At 50.2% G+C, this 16,015-nt stretch carries 14 protein-coding genes; 11 read left to right on the forward strand and 3 right to left on the reverse strand.

Features of this window, described 5'->3' with window-relative positions:
- Nucleotides 1–24: 24 nt before the first annotated feature.
- Complete coding sequence (locus BMW93_RS17670; protein WP_090379085.1) at nucleotides 25–507, reverse strand: DinB family protein; 483 nt, start codon at nucleotides 505–507, stop codon at nucleotides 25–27.
- A 128-nt stretch (nucleotides 508–635) separates the two neighbouring features.
- Here BMW93_RS17670 and BMW93_RS17675 point away from each other — a divergent pair, with 128 nt between their 5' ends.
- The 10 genes from BMW93_RS17675 (at nucleotide 636) to BMW93_RS17720 (ending at nucleotide 13,998) form a co-directional block, all read left to right on the forward strand.
- Entirely contained in the window at nucleotides 636–2,015 is a 1,380-nt protein-coding gene (locus BMW93_RS17675) for a Gfo/Idh/MocA family protein (protein WP_090379088.1), read from the forward strand.
- Between the two features lie 76 nt (nucleotides 2,016–2,091).
- Entirely contained in the window at nucleotides 2,092–2,952 is an 861-nt protein-coding gene (locus tag BMW93_RS17680; protein WP_090379091.1) for an esterase family protein, read from the forward strand.
- Between the two features lie 5 nt (nucleotides 2,953–2,957).
- Nucleotides 2,958–3,743 carry an SDR family NAD(P)-dependent oxidoreductase gene (locus BMW93_RS17685; protein ID WP_090379095.1) on the forward strand — a complete coding sequence of 262 codons (786 nt, stop codon included), beginning with the start codon at nucleotides 2,958–2,960 and terminating at the stop codon, nucleotides 3,741–3,743.
- A gap of 643 nt (nucleotides 3,744–4,386) precedes the next feature.
- Nucleotides 4,387–7,551: a TonB-dependent receptor gene (locus BMW93_RS17690; protein ID WP_090379840.1), complete on the forward strand. Its 3,165-nt coding sequence runs from the start codon at nucleotides 4,387–4,389 to the stop codon at nucleotides 7,549–7,551.
- 10 nt (nucleotides 7,552–7,561) lie between these two features.
- Complete coding sequence (locus BMW93_RS17695; protein ID WP_090379098.1) at nucleotides 7,562–9,442, forward strand: RagB/SusD family nutrient uptake outer membrane protein; 1,881 nt, start codon at nucleotides 7,562–7,564, stop codon at nucleotides 9,440–9,442.
- 249 nt (nucleotides 9,443–9,691) lie between these two features.
- The gene (locus BMW93_RS17700) at nucleotides 9,692–10,036 is read left to right on the forward strand and encodes a hypothetical protein (protein ID WP_090379100.1); all 345 of its coding nucleotides are present in this window, start codon (nucleotides 9,692–9,694) and stop codon (nucleotides 10,034–10,036) included.
- 112 nt (nucleotides 10,037–10,148) lie between these two features.
- Nucleotides 10,149–11,861, forward strand: a complete 1,713-nt coding sequence (locus BMW93_RS17705; protein ID WP_090379104.1) for a PQQ-dependent sugar dehydrogenase — start codon at nucleotides 10,149–10,151, stop codon at nucleotides 11,859–11,861.
- A gap of 112 nt (nucleotides 11,862–11,973) precedes the next feature.
- On the forward strand, nucleotides 11,974–12,336 hold the full coding sequence (locus tag BMW93_RS17710) for a hypothetical protein (RefSeq protein WP_090379107.1): 363 nt from the start codon (nucleotides 11,974–11,976) through the stop codon (nucleotides 12,334–12,336).
- 34 nt (nucleotides 12,337–12,370) lie between these two features.
- On the forward strand, nucleotides 12,371–13,075 hold the full coding sequence (locus BMW93_RS17715; RefSeq protein WP_090379110.1) for a hypothetical protein: 705 nt from the start codon (nucleotides 12,371–12,373) through the stop codon (nucleotides 13,073–13,075).
- Between the two features lie 17 nt (nucleotides 13,076–13,092).
- Complete coding sequence (locus tag BMW93_RS17720) at nucleotides 13,093–13,998, forward strand: hypothetical protein (RefSeq protein ID WP_090379113.1); 906 nt, start codon at nucleotides 13,093–13,095, stop codon at nucleotides 13,996–13,998.
- Here BMW93_RS17720 and BMW93_RS17725 read toward each other — a convergent pair whose 3' ends face one another.
- The gene (locus tag BMW93_RS17725; protein WP_090379116.1) at nucleotides 13,999–14,724 is read right to left on the reverse strand and encodes an esterase family protein; all 726 of its coding nucleotides are present in this window, start codon (nucleotides 14,722–14,724) and stop codon (nucleotides 13,999–14,001) included.
- A 15-nt stretch (nucleotides 14,725–14,739) separates the two neighbouring features.
- Entirely contained in the window at nucleotides 14,740–15,357 is a 618-nt protein-coding gene (locus tag BMW93_RS17730; protein ID WP_090379119.1) for a GDSL-type esterase/lipase family protein, read from the reverse strand.
- A gap of 223 nt (nucleotides 15,358–15,580) precedes the next feature.
- On the opposite strand from BMW93_RS17730, the gene BMW93_RS17735 reads away from it, so the two are divergent.
- The gene (locus BMW93_RS17735; protein WP_090379123.1) at nucleotides 15,581–16,003 is read left to right on the forward strand and encodes a hypothetical protein; all 423 of its coding nucleotides are present in this window, start codon (nucleotides 15,581–15,583) and stop codon (nucleotides 16,001–16,003) included.
- The last annotated feature ends 12 nt before the right edge of the window (nucleotides 16,004–16,015 follow it).

Consider the following 16,015-nt stretch of genomic DNA (forward strand, 5'->3'; position numbering starts at 1 on the left):
CTTCGATTACGCCGACTGGCGGTATTACTTCCAAATCCCCAGCAAGCGCCGGGCTACGATGATTTCCGCGATGTGGTAGGAGTTGTGGTCGGCGATCAGCATCGCTTCACGAACGATATTCTGCCCGCTACCCCAGGGCAACGGACTAAACAGATCGTTCTCTTCATTTTGTAAAAGTTGGAAAAAACGCTGCTGGTCCTCCTGGATTTCTTTCACGCTGGCTTCCCATTCCTCGTCAGTGACATTATCGGTCGGTTGAGGCCAGTATTCGTCGGGCCAGACGAGCGTTTTGTAATCTTTCGAAATCGAAAAATCGACGATATCCTTCTGGGCGATGCGGATGTGTTCCATTAGCTGCCAGATGCTGTACGGCAGGTTATCCGGGATCACGGCGCGCTGGTTGGAAGGGATACCGGTGATCGCTTCTTCGAGTGTGACGTGTGCGTTTCCGCCCCTGATGAGGTCGGTGAGTTCGTTAATCAGTTTTTTTCGCTGGTCGGCGTGCATGGAACGTTAGTTATTAGTAGGGTGGGGAATAAGGTGGCAAAATGTACATATTTTTGATTTACGGGCGCAACAAATCCTGAATTGTTTAAATTAGGGGATCATCTTCTTAAACCTTTGAAATACTTCAAATGAAGCCCGACCGTCGTAATTTCATCAAAAACGTAACTGCCGCGTCTGCACTGTTAGCCACGGAAAGCATTGCCAAACCTTTTAACATCATCAAGGACCTCAAAAAAATCAGTCCTAACGACAAGATCCGATTCGCCACGATAGGGATGGGTATCCAGGGGCACAGCGATACCAAGGCGGCGCTGCGCAGCTCGCAGGATGTGGAGTTTGTGGCCGCCGCCGATTTGTACGATGGCCGCCTTACCCGCGTGAAGGAGCTTTACGGAAAGGATATTTTCACCACCAGAGACTACCGCCAGATCCTTGAAAGAAAGGATATCGACGCGGTACTCATCGTTACACCCGACCATTGGCACGACCACATTACCAAAGCTGCATTGCAGGCCGGAAAGAACGTGTATTGCGAAAAGCCGATGGTACACCATATCAATGAAGGATTGTCGGTAATTGATGCCTGGAAGAAATCGGGCAAAACAATGCAGGTCGGCAGCCAGCGGATCAGTTCGGCTTCTTTTAAAGAGGCCAAGAAAATGTTCCAGGCAGGCGATATCGGTGAGATCAATTATGTCGAATCGAATAACGACCGTTTCAATGCCATCGGCGCGTGGAACTACTCGATCCCGACCGACGCGTCGCCCAGCACCGTCGATTGGGATACCTACCTCGGCGACGCGCCCAAGCGCGCATTCGATGCGAAACGGTTTTTCCGTTGGAGAAACTACCAGGATTACGGCACGGGCGTGGGCGGCGACCTTTTTGTACACCTCATTACCGGCGTGCATTTCGTGACGAATTCACTTGGTCCCGAGCGCGTCATGTCGTCCGGGGAGCTCAGCTACTGGAAAGACGGCCGCGACGTGCCTGATGTACTCGTATCGATCCTGGATTACCCCAAAACCGACATTCATGCCAATTTCCAGATGGTACTCCGCGTGAACTTCGCCAATGCGGGCGCCATTGCGAACAATACCCGCATTATCGGTACGGAAGGGCAGATCGAATTTACGGAAAACAACCTGGTACTCACCAAGAAGAAACTGCCCAAAGCCCCCGGAATGGGAGGCTACGACAGTTTCAATACCTTCTCGGAAGCACAGCAAAAGGAATTCAAAAAGCAATACGACGCGCAGTATCCCGACGACACCCGGAAAGCGGAGCCTGTCAAAGAAGTGAAGTTCGAAGCGCCCAAAGAGGACGATGCGCACGCCAACCATTTCAGGGATTTCTTCGAGAATGTGAAAAAGGGTAGTGTGGGGACGGTGGAAGATCCGGTATTCGGGTTCCGTGCGGCCGCGCCGGTGTTGGCCTGCAACGAAAGCTATTTCAGTAAGAAAATTGTCCAATGGGACCCGGTGGCCATGAAAATGAAGAAGAAATAAAAACCTTCATACCAAGCGGGAGATGCACAGCGTCTCCCGCTTTTCTTGTTTCAACCCAAACCCGACTGTTCCTGGTATGAAGATCATAGTTACGATCGCATTGGCCGCCATGCTGGCCATCCCGGCGCTTGCCCAGACGGGGAAGGTGCTCGACAACCTGTCGCTACCCTCCAAGGTGCTCAAATCCGAAAGGAAATTCGCCATTTACCTCCCACCCGATTACGCCACATCCGAGCGGAGCTACCCGGTCATGTATCTGCTGCACGGCGCGGGCGACGACCACACCGGCTGGGTGCAGTTCGGTGAGGTACTGCACATTGCCGATAAGGCGATCCGCGAGGGAACAGCCACACCGATGATCATCGTTATGCCGGACGCGAATACGGGCAGGAGAGGGTATTTCAATGACGTGAAGGGCGACTGGAACTACGAGGACTTCTTTTTCACCGAGCTGATGCCGTACGTCGAGAAGAAATTTCGCATTAAAAGCGAAAAACGGTTCAGGGCTATTGCCGGACTATCGATGGGTGGCGGGGGGAGCTTCATGTACGCCTTGCACCACCCCGAGCTGTTTTCGTCGGCCTGTCCGCTCAGCGCATCCACCGGCCCGATTACCCTCGACGATGCCAGAAAGAACCTGATTAGGAACAACCCGAATATCGCGGATTCCACCGTCGAAAGGTACTATAACCGTCACAGTGCATTGGCATTGATCAATAGCATTGCCGAAGACCAGAAAAAGGCTGTTCGCTGGTATATCGATTGTGGCGACGACGATTTTCTGTACGAAGGCAATAGTCTCGTTCACATTGCATTACGAAAAAAAGAGGTGCCGCACGAGTTCCGCGTACGCGAGGGCGGGCACACCTGGACCTACTGGCGCGAGTCGCTGCCGGAGGTGCTCGCATTTGTTTCCAAAGCATTTCATCAGTTCTGATCGCCATGGTACAGGACGTTTTACCGGGTATCAAACAATTTGACCTCACCGGGAAGGTCGCCATTGTCACGGGGGGCTCCAAAGGCCTCGGGCTGGCAATGGCGGCCGGCCTGGCTTCCGCAGGCTGTGATATTCTGCTGGTCAACCGGAGTGCGGTCGATGGCGAGCGCAGTGCTGCCGAGCTGTGCATTTCATTCGGGACGCGCGTGCTGTCTTATGCGGCCGACATTACCAACGAAGAGCATGTGAACGCCATGGTGGCCTTTGCCCTGGAAAGTTTCGGGAAGATCGACATCCTCATCAACAGCGCCGGGATCAACATCCGCGGGCCTATCGACGAACTGTCGCCGGCCGATTTCAAGCACGTCATGGACGTGAACGTAACCGGTACCTGGCTGGCTTGCCGCGCGGTGGCGCCACATATGAAGGCACAGCACAGCGGCCGCATTATCAACCTGGCGAGCACACTGGGGCTGGTGGGGTTGGCCAATCGTACGCCTTACACGGCTAGCAAGGGTGCCATCGTGCAAATGACCCGTGCACTCGCATTGGAACTTGCCCCGTTCGACATTATGGTAAATGCCATATGCCCCGGACCGTTCCTGACCGAAATGAATATCCCCATTGCCGAAAGTGACGATGCCCGCGATATTATCCTCGGCGCGACTGCGCTGCGACGCTGGGGGCATCTGCATGAAATTCAGGGTGCCGCCATTTTTCTGGCCAGTAGCGCGGCGAGTTACATGGTGGGTTCGATACTCGCCGTCGATGGCGGATGGACGGCCCGTTAATCGTTTTTTAATCTCGTAAAATATAATTTTTAAAAGATTCAAACGTTTGCGCAGCTACTTTCCAATAGATAGCTGCAAAAATACGGTAAGTTCCTGCAAATTTGCTATTACTATCCCACTAAATGCCGTTTCCATGCAATGGAAGCGGTTTTTTATTGCCCATCCAACTAGTTGCTGCGTATAGAGACCGGTTTATAGTATACGTCAAGTAACTAGTGGTTATTTTCCAAGAAAACATAGTCAGAAAGCAGGAATACTTGTTTATGTAAATAATTTCATATCTTTTTGTACATCCGGTTACTCCAACTGTTCACCTCGGTACTGCCGGATCACAAAATATAACATTTTCGAGTTTAGCTCCCCTTTTAAGTTTAAATAAATAGCCCATCGGTTACGAACGGTATTTTTGAAATAGGATTTAAAAGATTTTTAGTAAGATAAATTGTGTATGGTAGACACTTCTCTGACTTGTTGAAAAACAAGGGCTTATGCATGTAATCCAAGTTGTAATATCCTTTCATTTTTTTATAATTTTTTTAACTATTTACTATCTATCTATACTTAATCTATGAGGATTTCTGAACGGGAAAAGTACCGTAGCCTAACGCGGTATTTTTACTCCCTTCTGTTGACCCTGTTGGTCATGACCGGTGCATACGCTCAGGATGTAACGGTGAAGGGAAAAGTGAATGATGAGCAGGGGCAGGGGCTGCCCGGCGTGAGTGTCCTGGTTAAAGGGACATCGGCGGGTACGGTGACGGACGTCGAAGGTAATTACACAGTGAATGCGCCGGGTACGGCAACCCTCGTGTTTTCTTTCATCGGGTATATTACGCAGGAGATACCGCTGGGCAACAAAACCAGTCTGGACGTGAAGATGGCAACGGATACCAAAGCGCTGGACGAAGTCGTGGTGGTAGGTTATGGTACTGCCAAGAAAGCGACCCTAACCGGTTCGGTGACGGCCGTGAAAGGTACTGAACTGCAAAAAGCGCCTTCAACCAACCTTTCGAATACATTGGGTGGTCGTCTGCCGGGTGTTTCGGCGGTACAAGCGAGCGGTGAGCCTGGTTATGATGGATCGGCTATCCGTATCCGCGGTACCAACTCCCTCGGTAACAGCAATGCGCTGATCGTCGTGGATGGTGTGCCTAACCGTTCCGGTGGTCTCGACCGTTTGAACCCCGCCGACATCGAGAGTATTTCGGTACTGAAAGATGCGGCTGCGGCGATTTACGGTTCACGTGCGGGTAACGGGGTTATCCTCATTACTACTAAACGAGGAAAGAGCGGTAAGCCACAACTTTCGTATGACCTGAACCTCGGTATTGCCCAGCCTACGCGCACACCGCAAATGTCGAATGCAGCAGAATACGGGACAATCCGTAACGAATTGCAGATTTACGACAACTTGCCCGTGAACCAGTGGCAAGGTGCATATCAAGGGTTTAATACCAACGGTTCGTACACCCGCACCGACAACGGTAACGTGCTGAGCGCGGTGTTTACGCCGACCGATCTGCAAAAATTCCGCGACGGTTCCGACCCGCTGACCCACCCGAATACCGACTGGTACGGCTCGGTGATCCGCAACTGGTCGCCGCAGCAGCGCCACAACCTGCAATTGACCGGCGGTAGCGAGAATATCAAATACCTGGCTTCATTGGGTTATATCAACCAGGATGGTAACTATGTGAATTCGGCAACGGGTTACAAACAGTACGACATGCGTGTGAACCTCGACACGAAAATCAACAAGTACGTGACCGCGAAGCTGGGCGTAGTATTGCGCGAAGAGTTCCGTCGCTTCCCGAATGGTGGTGGCGCGGGCGATATCTTCCGTATGCTGATGCGCGGTAAGCCTACCGAAATCGCGATCTGGCCGGACGGTCGTCCTGGTCCGGATATCGAGAACGGACAGAATCCTGCCGTTATCACAACCAATACAACAGGTTACAACAACGACAAACGCGATTACATCCAGACCAACGGTCAGCTGGATATCGACATCCCTGGGGTACCGGGTTTGAAAGTATCGGCAATGGCTGCGGTTGATAAGCAAATGCGTCGCCAGAAGTCGTTCCAGAAGCCGTGGACGCTTTATTACTGGGATAAAAAGACTTACGAAGCGGATGGCACAACGCCTCTGTTGACCGGGACCGTACGTTCGACGTTCAACGACCCGCGTTTGACGGAAACTTCTTCACAAGAGCTTTCGATCCAGCTGATGGGCCAGGCTTCCTACGAGAAGTCGTTCGGTTCGCATAATTTCAATGCCATGGTGGGTGTGCAGCGCGAAACGGTAGACGCCGATGGTTTCTTCGCGTACCGCCGTTACTTCATCTCGCCGGTGGTTGACCAGCTTTTCGCGGGTGGCACGCCTGAGCAGAACATCGGTAACTCGGGTACCAACAATGGCGATTTGTACAAACGTGCACGTTTGAGCTACTTCGGTCGTGTAGGTTACAACTACAAAGAGAAATACCTCGCCGAATTCCTTTGGCGTAATGATTATTCATGGGTGTTCCCAAAAAACGGCCGCTCGGGCTTCTTCCCGGGGGTATCAGCCGGTTGGCGTGTTTCCGAAGAAGGATTCTGGAAAAACAACATCCACTTCATGAACAACGTGAAACTGCGTGCTTCGTGGGGACAAATGGGGGCGGAGCCATATTTGCTCGGTACCGAAACCCTTGCCGAATACCAGTATCTCAATACCATGGGCTTTGGTACTTACATCGTGAACGACCAGGTTGTTAAAACGCTGCTTGAATCGCGTGTGGCCAACAAAAACTTCACCTGGGAAGTTGCCAACAATACCAACTTCGGTATCGAAGGTACCTTGTGGAAAGACCGTATCGCATTCGAAATCGACTACTTTGTCAATAACCGTTCGAAAATCCTGATCCCGATGACGGGTTCAACTCCTTCTACGGCCGGTATTGACGGAAAGCTTCCTCCTGTGAACCTGGGTAAACTGCAAAACAAAGGTTTTGAATTCAAGGTGAGCTACGACGGTTCTGTCGACAACTTTACCTACTCGGTGGGCGTGAATGGTGGTTATGCGAAAAACACCATCAAATACTGGAACGAGACACCGGGAATTCCTTCTTACCAGACAACTACCGGCCGTCCTTACCAGGCGTTCCTCGCTTACCAATATGACGGCGTTTTCCGCGATCAGTCTGATATCGATGCCAATACGATCGATTACAGCGGTATCACAGGTACGCTTCGTCCGGGTGACATGAAGTTCAAAGATGTGAGCGGCGATGGTAAAATCACCAAGGATGACATGGTTCGTTCGGAAAAAACCAACCGTCCGCAATTCACCGGTGGTGTAAGCATCAACCTTGGCTACAAAGCATTCGATCTGTCTATCCTGTTCCAGGGTGCTGCGGGTGGTTTGCAATACGTGGGCCAGACAGAATCGGGTGACATTGGTAACTATCTGAAATACGCTTACGACCACCGCTGGACGATCGACAACCCAAGCTCGACAGATCCGCGCCTCGCTAACCGTAACAACACTTACTATACCAACCTCACGAACCCGGATTCACCAGGTGCAAACACTTATTACCTCAAAAGCAATAACTACCTGCGTCTGAAAAACATCGAGCTGGGCTACAACCTGCCTTCCGAACTGGGTTCGAAGATCGGTGTGGGCAACCTGCGTGTGTATGTGAACGCTTTGAACCTGTTCACGATCGACAAGATCAAGATCTGGGACCCGGAAGCGACTTCTACCAACGGACAATACTATCCGCAGTCGCGAGTTCTTAATGCAGGTGTACGTGTAACTTTCTAAGACTAAAAAAATGAAACTGAGTTATAAAAATTGGATTTTTCTGGCGGCGCTGGCTACAACCGGGCTGGTGTCGTGCGACACTGACTTTCTGGATGTAACGCCGCCCACCGAAATCCCTACCGAGGAGGTCTGGAAGGACGGTGCATTGGCCGAAGGTTTTGTAACAGGTATTTACCAGGGATTGCAGCAGGGCGGTTTCAGCGAGCAAATGCTGGCATCGCTTACTGACGAAGCGGTTTTTACTCACACAGGCCGTAACATTAACACGATCAACGAAGGCAGTTTGAGCCCTTCCAACCTGGGCTGGGTGGACGATACGTACGGATGGGGACCTATGTATACCCGTATCCGCGCTACCAACCAGGCGATCCAGGAATTGCCGACTTCTACTTTCACGGATCAGACATTGAAGGACCGTTTGAAAGGCGAGGCGCACTTCCTGCGTGCTTACTACTACCAGCAGTTGGTTCGCTACTACGGTTCGGCACCGCTGATCACGAAAGTGTATGCGTTGAATGAAGACTATTCCGTAGCGCGTAATACTTTCGAAGAATGCGTGAAATTTATCGTAGCGGATTGCGACAGCGCTGCTGCCCTGCTGAAAGGCAAAGCCGATCAGAAAGGCCGTGCTTCGGAAGCGGCTGCGTTGGCACTGAAATCACGAATTTTGCTGTATGCTGCAAGCGACCTGCATGATGTTGCTACTGCCAAAGCGAAATCGGCCGTGATCGCGGCTTATCCGAATCCTGAATTTCTGGGCTACACTGCGGGTGACCGCAAGGCTCGCTGGACGGCCGCACAAGCCGCTGCGAAAGCTGCATTGGATGCGAAAGCAGGTTACAAGCTCAACCTGTCCGCTCCGGTTACCGGTGCGCAGGGCAAGATCAACTATATTTCGATCGCAATGGCCGGATATAGCGCTGATAAAACTTTGGATGCTTCCGGTGGTGATGATATTATCTTCGGTCGCTATTTCACGGCGAGCCAGACTTCGGACGGTGCACGTCAGACCGGTTTGAACAACGGTCCTAACGGATACCACAACTGGGCTGGTAACACGCCGATCGGTTTGCTGGTGGACGATTACGAAATGATGGACGGAACTTCATTCTCATGGACCAATCCTACCCACAAGGCTAACCCTTACGTGAACCGCGACCCGCGCTTCTATGCAACCGTGATGTACGACGGTGCGACCTGGAAACCACGTCCTTCCGATGCGAAAGACCCTGCTAACCAGCTTCAAACCGGTTCTTACGATTTGCTCGACGAAAAGGGTGTATTGTTCAACCGCAAAGGATTGGATACCCGCAGCAGCAGCATCGAAGACTGGAACGGAAGCCGCACGGGTTACTACATGCGCAAGTTCATCGATCCGAACCCTGCATTGTACGATAACACCGACCGTCAGAATATCCCGTGGCCGTTCATCCGCGTGACCGAGGTAGCGTTCAACTACATTGAGGCGAGCATCGAACTGGGCCAGGACGCGATAGCGCTGGATTTGCTGAACAAGATACGTTTCCGCGCAGGTATGCCTGCGTTGAAAGTGTCGGGAGCGGCTTTGAAAGAGGCTTATCGTCATGAAAAGCGCATTGAAATGGCTTACGAGGAGCAGCGTTACCACGATGCACGCCGCTGGATGATCGCGCCTACTACTTTGGGCCGTTCGTTGCAGTTCATTACCGTGCTAGGTAAGTTCAAGGCAGGCAAGTCGATGAAAGAGCCGTATCACTACGATCCGACCGTTTACGACTACACCTACACGCCGACCGAGGATAAGTCGCACGAAAACCGTACATGGGTGGATAAAATGTACTTCCGCCCATTCAGCCGCGACGAAATGAACCGTAACGCGAAATTGGTTCAAAACCCTGGTTACGACAAGTAACAGAATTTGAGCATACTATTCAGACAAGTGCCCGTGCTGTACAGTACGGGCACTTGCTGTTTTTGAGGTTTTTTGAAGACAAATTCCCACAAAACGTGGATTTAGGTAAACACTATTAAATTGGTAGAATATTCATAATCTGTTAAAAATCAGCCAATTAAATGTTTTGGCATAATCCTGTTGGAATAAAAGGCAACAGTGCGAATGCACGAGACCAAAACATTAATAGTTGTCTAAAAAACAAGGATTATGAAAAAGCTAGTAATATCGGCATTGGCCCTGACGCTCATTTCGTTTGCTTCTGTTCAAGCACAGACGGCCAATCAGACGACCGCCGACCATTCGGCGCATCAGGAAGCGGTGGCTCAGAAAACCACCAAAGCGGACCAAAAAGACAAAGTGGCTGTAAAACCGGAAGATCTGCCGGATGGTATTCAGAAAACGATTAAGAGCGACGACTTTAAGGGGTGGACGGTTAAGAAGGCATTTCTCGTAACCGAGCCCGATAAAGCCCAATATTATGAGTTACAGGTAGCCAACGGCAAGGAAAACGCCCTGGTGAAACTCGATAAGGACGGAAGAAATGTAGGATAACCATAGTATTCCTTCATTATTCAGTGATTAAGCCGGAGCGATCCGGCTTTTTTTGTTTGCGGGTCGGTTGCTAACTTTAACGTCACATTAGCAATTCCTAACCCATTATTGAATGACCTTATCTCTCCGTTACTTCTACGCCCTCGTCGCCATTTCACTCATTTTGCTCAATTGTGTGGGCCGGAAGCAATCTACTCCCGCCGGAAGCCAGCTTGCCGGCAGCAATTCGCAGGGCAAAGCGCTTTTTACCACCCATTGTGTTTCGTGCCATACCATGGAACAAGAGGAAATAGGCCCGCGTTTGGGCGGCGTTACCAGCCTGCTTTCGGAGAAGGAACTGATCGCATTCATCAAGAACCCAAATCACGCGATAGAATCCGGTAATGCGCGGGCGGTGAGCCTATCGAAGCGGTACAAGATGATTATGCCGCCATTCGATTTTTTGAAGGACGAAGAAATCCGTTCGATCCTCGGCTACATTGCCTCGGAGACGAAACTACATAATATCGCCCCCCTCGCGGTGAAGATCGATACGGCGTCGAATGCGCGCCTGGCCCGACCCGTCGCCAAAACCGGACTGCGGATCGAGTTGGAAGACTTCGTTACAATCCCGCCATCCAGCGATAAAATGCCTCGCACGCGCATCGCGAACATGCGCCCGCACCCGTCGCAGGACGGCACGCTATACGTGAGCGACCAGCGCGGAATTATTTACAGGATCGATGGAAATGCCGTGACAACATTCGTAGACCTCAGAAACGAGGTGCAGGATTATGTGAACGAACCTGGCCTGGGAACCGGCCTCGGTAGCTTCGCATTCCATCCCGATTACCTTCAAAATGGTTTGATCTACATTACCCACACAGAATCGTTCAAAGGAAAGCCGGCCGATTATGCTTACAATGACTCTATCAAAGTGGCTTTGCAATGGGTAGTTTCGGAATGGAAGATCGATGATGTCAAAAGCCCTGTATTTAAGGGAAAAAGGAGAGAATTGCTGCGGATCAATGTGCCCAACGTCGTGCACGGTACCCAGGACATCGGTTTTAACCCCGAAGCAGGCAAGGGCGACAAAGATTATGGTTTGCTGTATATAGGTACCGGCGACGGTGGCTCGACGATCAGTAAATATCCTCAGCTATGCCACAGCCTCCAATCGCTGCTTGGTACTATCATTCGCATTGATCCATTAGGAACCAATAGTAAAAACGGACATTATGGTATCCCCTCGGACAACCCGTTTGTGAAGGAAAAGGATAATGTTTACAAAGAAATATATGCCTACGGTTTCCGTAACCCGCACCGGCTGTCGTGGCATAATGGCAGGTTATTCAGCGCTGAGGTGGGCGAATCGAACTTCGAGGAGGTGAATGTGATAGTCAAAGGCGGCGATTACGGCTGGAATGTGCGGGAAGGCAATTTCGGGATTTCTTCCAAAGACCTGAAAAACGTTTATCCCGTACCCGAAACCGAAGCCGGGAAGTTTGAAAAACCCTATTTGCAATACGATCACATCGACGGCAATGCGATCAGCGGCGGATACGTCTACGAAGGGCCGATAGCGGCTTTGAAAGACAAATACATTTTCGGGGACATTGTCAACGGTCGTATTTTCTATGCCAACATCGACGCGACGCTCAGCGACCGGTCGGTATACGAACTGATGATTGCCCGCGACGGAAAGGAAACGAACCTGGTCGAAATGTCGGGCTCCAAGCGGGTCGATATCCGTGTCGAATACAACCGCTTTACGAAGGAAATGTACATCATGACGAAAAGCGACGGCAAAATCCGGCGCATTAGTAAGGCTTATACCATAAAGTAGCAGTCGGATCGCTAAATAGTTTTTGGCGGCCGCTAAATAATAGAATTGTCCTGATTCTCAATGGGGGTTGTTTCTTTGCAGCCCTCATTAAACGAAAATCAGTAAATCTATTATGGCCAATGTTAAAACAGTACTCGACCAATGGTCGGTGAAAGACCTCGAAGACAATTCCAGCATTAATGTACTCGTGGAAGGTTGTACCGAGCTCGGCAACAATGCGCAGCCCGGCGTACAGATCATGTGCATGGGGCATTTCGTTACTTACGAGCCCAATATCGTAGAACAATGGGCCTACAAAGCCGGTAAGCAGGGGATTTCGGAGTATTTACTGGAAGACAAATCCTGGACTTATCACGAAGATCAATATGTCAAATACTTCCTGGTATTGGGCAGCCCTCTCAAAGCACGGATCATCGTGAAAACGCGTAGCTCAAAGCCTAATACACGGGAGTACGACCTCCCATTCGAAGTTTGACCGGAATCTGCACCATACACACCTATTTACGCCAATGATCAAGTTTACCTACCTCATACTGCTGGGTATCTTTTCTGTTATTCTTCTGGTAGCGGTGGTATACTACCTCGTAAAACCCACCCCGTCCGGCGACAGCTCGGTGGGGTGGGCGCTTGGGATCTTCTACCTGGCCGGGCTTCTGGCGATACTGCTTTTGGCAGTGCTATTCTGGAAAAACAAAACCATCGGCCTGGCAATCCTCTGCATTCCATTGTTATTTCTCCTGTTGCCGGCCATTAAAGGCGGGGCCAGAGATTTATACGCCTGGTTTCCCACTCAAAAACGCAGCCCGCTTACATTGCACATCGCCAACAATACGCAAGCACTCGTAAACGTGAAGCTTGAATGCTGGTTCGGGGAGAAGGAAGGTGAGCAGCAATCTCTGTACAAAACACTCGAATTTACTTCAAAACCGCTCGCCGTCGATCAGCACATGCTTTCCGATTACGATGCGCAGCTGCTTTCCGCCAAATCCGCATTCGTCAGGCTCGTGTTCTTCGAATGTTTAGAGCAATCGGGAAACGGCTATTCGTTCGTTCGGGAAGTCCAGCCATGCATGCAATACCGCGATATCGCAATTGAAGATTTTCAGGTGAAAGATTACCTCATCGCGATCGATGGAGAGAAGAACTCCGAGGCGTTTCAGGCGGAGGTAAGGCGGCTGAAAGCAGATAGTCTCTACACAAACGGTGTATTCTGAAACCTGATTTAATTCCCATGAAACTAACTTTATCAAAAACGGTCGCCTCGCCCCTCAATGTGCATTTACAGCTGGCATATCCGCTCGAAAGCAGAGGCGCTTTTATGCTTGGTGATCAGTGGAGGATATTGCTTCTGTACCCGGATGGGACTTCGGAACTGATCTGGCAGACCACCGACGAAGACATCGCCTGCAAATGGAGAGGGCTCTATGATGACAGGCCCGCCGACGCGATATTCGACGAAATCAGGCAACTGCCGAATGGCTTTCAACTACTTTCAAAGGAATTGTACCAGCGAATCGAGACATCCGACTTTTATCAATCCGCAAGAACGAATCCGATTGTATTTCAAGGTCACGACCAGACAATTCTTTCTTTTGCAGGAAAAAAAATCTCCATTCTTACGCTCGAAGAAAATGTCCGTGAACGCGTCACGATCAAAACCAAGGGAAGGGACTTGATTTGTCAAGCATTGCATACGCATCAAAACCTGATCATTTATGGTACTAATCATGGCGAATTATTCGCGCAGCCATTTGACCAGGACCAATTCGGGAAAACTGTCAAAATCGATCAGCTGCCCAATACTTGTTACCAGATAACGTTTGCCGGCGATGGTCAGAAAATGTTCGTTGGAGGCCTGGGTTACGTGAAGGTGTTTGATTACGACGGCAAGATTTTTACCGAGACAGCTTCCATTTCCTCCGCACTCAGATCTTTCGCGCTGGTCGAAGATCACCTGGTGCTCAATAAAGGAATGCACGGGATCGATGTCATTAAGGTTGGGGATAAGCTGCAACGCGTCAGTTCGCTGGATTTGCCTTTCGCGATCGATAAAATGTTTTACCTCGCGCGCCAAAAGACCTTCCTGCTCACTTCCAGTGCTACCAACGAGTGGGCGTTGCTCGACTGGTCTGAATAATCACAAATAAATCTTCACCATCTCGCGCCAATACCTCGGCCGGTGTGCCTCGTCATCCCAGATATAAAATTGATGCGGCACATCGAGCTGATTCAAAGAATCGCTCAAATGGCGGTTATTGTCCAGAAAAGTATCTTCGCGCCCGATCACAAGCGTAATGTCCATTTTCCTTAGCTGTTGCAGCAAGCAGGGGTCAGAAATACGCGGTACGAATTGGTTGGGCATATTGAAATAGATATTCTCGTCAAAATACCCGTCGAACAAATCGGCGAAATAGGGTAGCGGCTGCGTGAGATCGTAGCGAGCGCTCATGCCCACTACTTTGGTAAAAAGGGCAGGGTGTTTGAATGCAATATTCACCGCATGGTATCCCCCGAGACTGCACCCGGCCGCTATCAGTTCCCGCTGCTTGTTCTGAATGCGTATGAAAGGCACCACTTCATTCAGAATGTACTTTTCGTACTGGATATGGCGTGCAATGCGCGAGGGCGGGGGAGCATCCGAATAAAAGCTTTCGCTATCGATGCTGTCGACGCAGTAAACCTGGATGTGGCCCGCTTCGATCTTGTGTTTCATCGCATCGATGACACGCCAGTTTTCAAAGTCGTAAAAATGCGCCGACCGGGTCGGGAAAAATATCACGGGAGTGCCCTCGCGGCCGAATACGAGTATCTCCATATAACGGTCCAAAGTTGGACTAAACCATTTGTGATACGCCCTTTCCATGACAAAGCGGTTTGTTTAAGAAGTTTTTTGAAGTGCCCCGATAACGGCGTAAATGTTTTCACTGATCACCTTCTTCCATATGGCATAGCCATCTGCACTCATATGCAGCCCGTCCGCTTCGAAAAGTGATTTGCGGGGATAACCCTGGTAATTCACCATGAGCGGGAAAATATCGATATAGTGCTGATTGGGGTCCTTGGCAATTTCCTCGCGAATGAGCTCATTGGCCGTGCGGATCGAACCGATGATCTCGAACCGCTGCAAGCTCGGTTTGATCGATACAAAAAAGCATGGAATGTTCCCGTAACGTCCGCGGACCAATGCGATGAGCTGGCGGTAGAACAGCAGCACTTCCGTAGGGTGGCGCCCGTCGCCCAGGTCGTTGTCGCCGGCGTAAATAACGATGCGCGTCGGGGCATTCACGGTAGCCATGATACGTTCGAAGAACCAGACGCAGGCTGCCAGCGTTGAGCCGCCGAAACCGAGGTTAATGGGCTTCAATTCCGCAAAATCCTGGTACATGCCGCTCCAAAGTGTGAAACTCGAACTTCCGTAGAAGATCGTATCGGGTTCATAGTTTAACGTGGATCGTTCTTTTGCGACTCTTTGTACTTCCTCTTCGTACCAGACCATATTTTACTGATTTTCGGTATCCCGCTGATTTTGGGTGATTATTCGTAAAAATAAGTATGCCACATTAACATACAGTTAAATAATAGTCATCGGAATGAGAATTATCACAAAATCAGGCAAATAGTTGCCGGCGGACTACGAGAAATGTAATTTTTTATAAATCGGTTACAACCATCAACCGGCGTTCCGTTTCTCTGCTTTATATTCAAAACTACTATTGGCAATGAAAAAGACGATTTTACTCGCATTAATCTGTATCGCAGCCATTTCCTGTGACAAAAAGGAGAACGGAGCACCGCAGCCTGACTTGAATCCGACCAGTTTGTCGTACCAAAAGGCTACCACTGTCCGCACTTCCGGAACCGATTTGAAAGTGGAACTCAAAGAAGTGAACGACAGCCGCTGCCCAATCAACGCCAATTGCGTATCGATGGGAAGCGCGAAGTTGGTATTCTCGGTATCCGACGCCTCGAATCAGCTTAATGTGAATTTCGAATTCAAGGGTGATTCCAAAAACGAGCAGGTGTTCAAGCTGGGTGGAACGGAGTATGTACTGACCGTATCGGAGGTACTTCCTTACCCGGAACTCCCAAAATCACCCAAGCTGGAAGATTACAAGATCGCAGTGTCCATCGAAAAAAAGTAATAGATTCAGATT

Origin of the sequence: Dyadobacter sp. SG02, assembly GCF_900109045.1 — a bacterium.
Classification (GTDB): Bacteria; Bacteroidota; Bacteroidia; order Cytophagales; family Spirosomataceae; genus Dyadobacter.

Excerpts from the sequence above, each read along its gene's own strand:
- BMW93_RS17700 (WP_090379100.1), top strand. The coding sequence starts at position 9,692 with ATGAAAAAGCTAGTAATATCGGCATTGGCCCTGACGCTCATTTCGTTT.
- BMW93_RS17735 (WP_090379123.1), top strand. The coding sequence starts at position 15,581 with ATGAAAAAGACGATTTTACTCGCATTAATCTGTATCGCAGCCATTTCC.
- BMW93_RS17670 (WP_090379085.1), bottom strand. The coding sequence starts at position 507 with ATGCACGCCGACCAGCGAAAAAAACTGATTAACGAACTCACCGACCTC.
- BMW93_RS17720 (WP_090379113.1), top strand. The coding sequence starts at position 13,093 with ATGAAACTAACTTTATCAAAAACGGTCGCCTCGCCCCTCAATGTGCAT.
- BMW93_RS17730 (WP_090379119.1), bottom strand. The coding sequence starts at position 15,357 with ATGGTCTGGTACGAAGAGGAAGTACAAAGAGTCGCAAAAGAACGATCC.
- BMW93_RS17725 (WP_090379116.1), bottom strand. The coding sequence starts at position 14,724 with ATGGAAAGGGCGTATCACAAATGGTTTAGTCCAACTTTGGACCGTTAT.
- BMW93_RS17705 (WP_090379104.1), top strand. The coding sequence starts at position 10,149 with ATGACCTTATCTCTCCGTTACTTCTACGCCCTCGTCGCCATTTCACTC.
- BMW93_RS17690 (WP_090379840.1), top strand. The coding sequence starts at position 4,387 with ATGACCGGTGCATACGCTCAGGATGTAACGGTGAAGGGAAAAGTGAAT.
- BMW93_RS17680 (WP_090379091.1), top strand. The coding sequence starts at position 2,092 with ATGAAGATCATAGTTACGATCGCATTGGCCGCCATGCTGGCCATCCCG.
- BMW93_RS17685 (WP_090379095.1), top strand. The coding sequence starts at position 2,958 with ATGGTACAGGACGTTTTACCGGGTATCAAACAATTTGACCTCACCGGG.
- BMW93_RS17675 (WP_090379088.1), top strand. The coding sequence starts at position 636 with ATGAAGCCCGACCGTCGTAATTTCATCAAAAACGTAACTGCCGCGTCT.
- BMW93_RS17695 (WP_090379098.1), top strand. The coding sequence starts at position 7,562 with ATGAAACTGAGTTATAAAAATTGGATTTTTCTGGCGGCGCTGGCTACA.
- BMW93_RS17710 (WP_090379107.1), top strand. The coding sequence starts at position 11,974 with ATGGCCAATGTTAAAACAGTACTCGACCAATGGTCGGTGAAAGACCTC.
- BMW93_RS17715 (WP_090379110.1), top strand. The coding sequence starts at position 12,371 with ATGATCAAGTTTACCTACCTCATACTGCTGGGTATCTTTTCTGTTATT.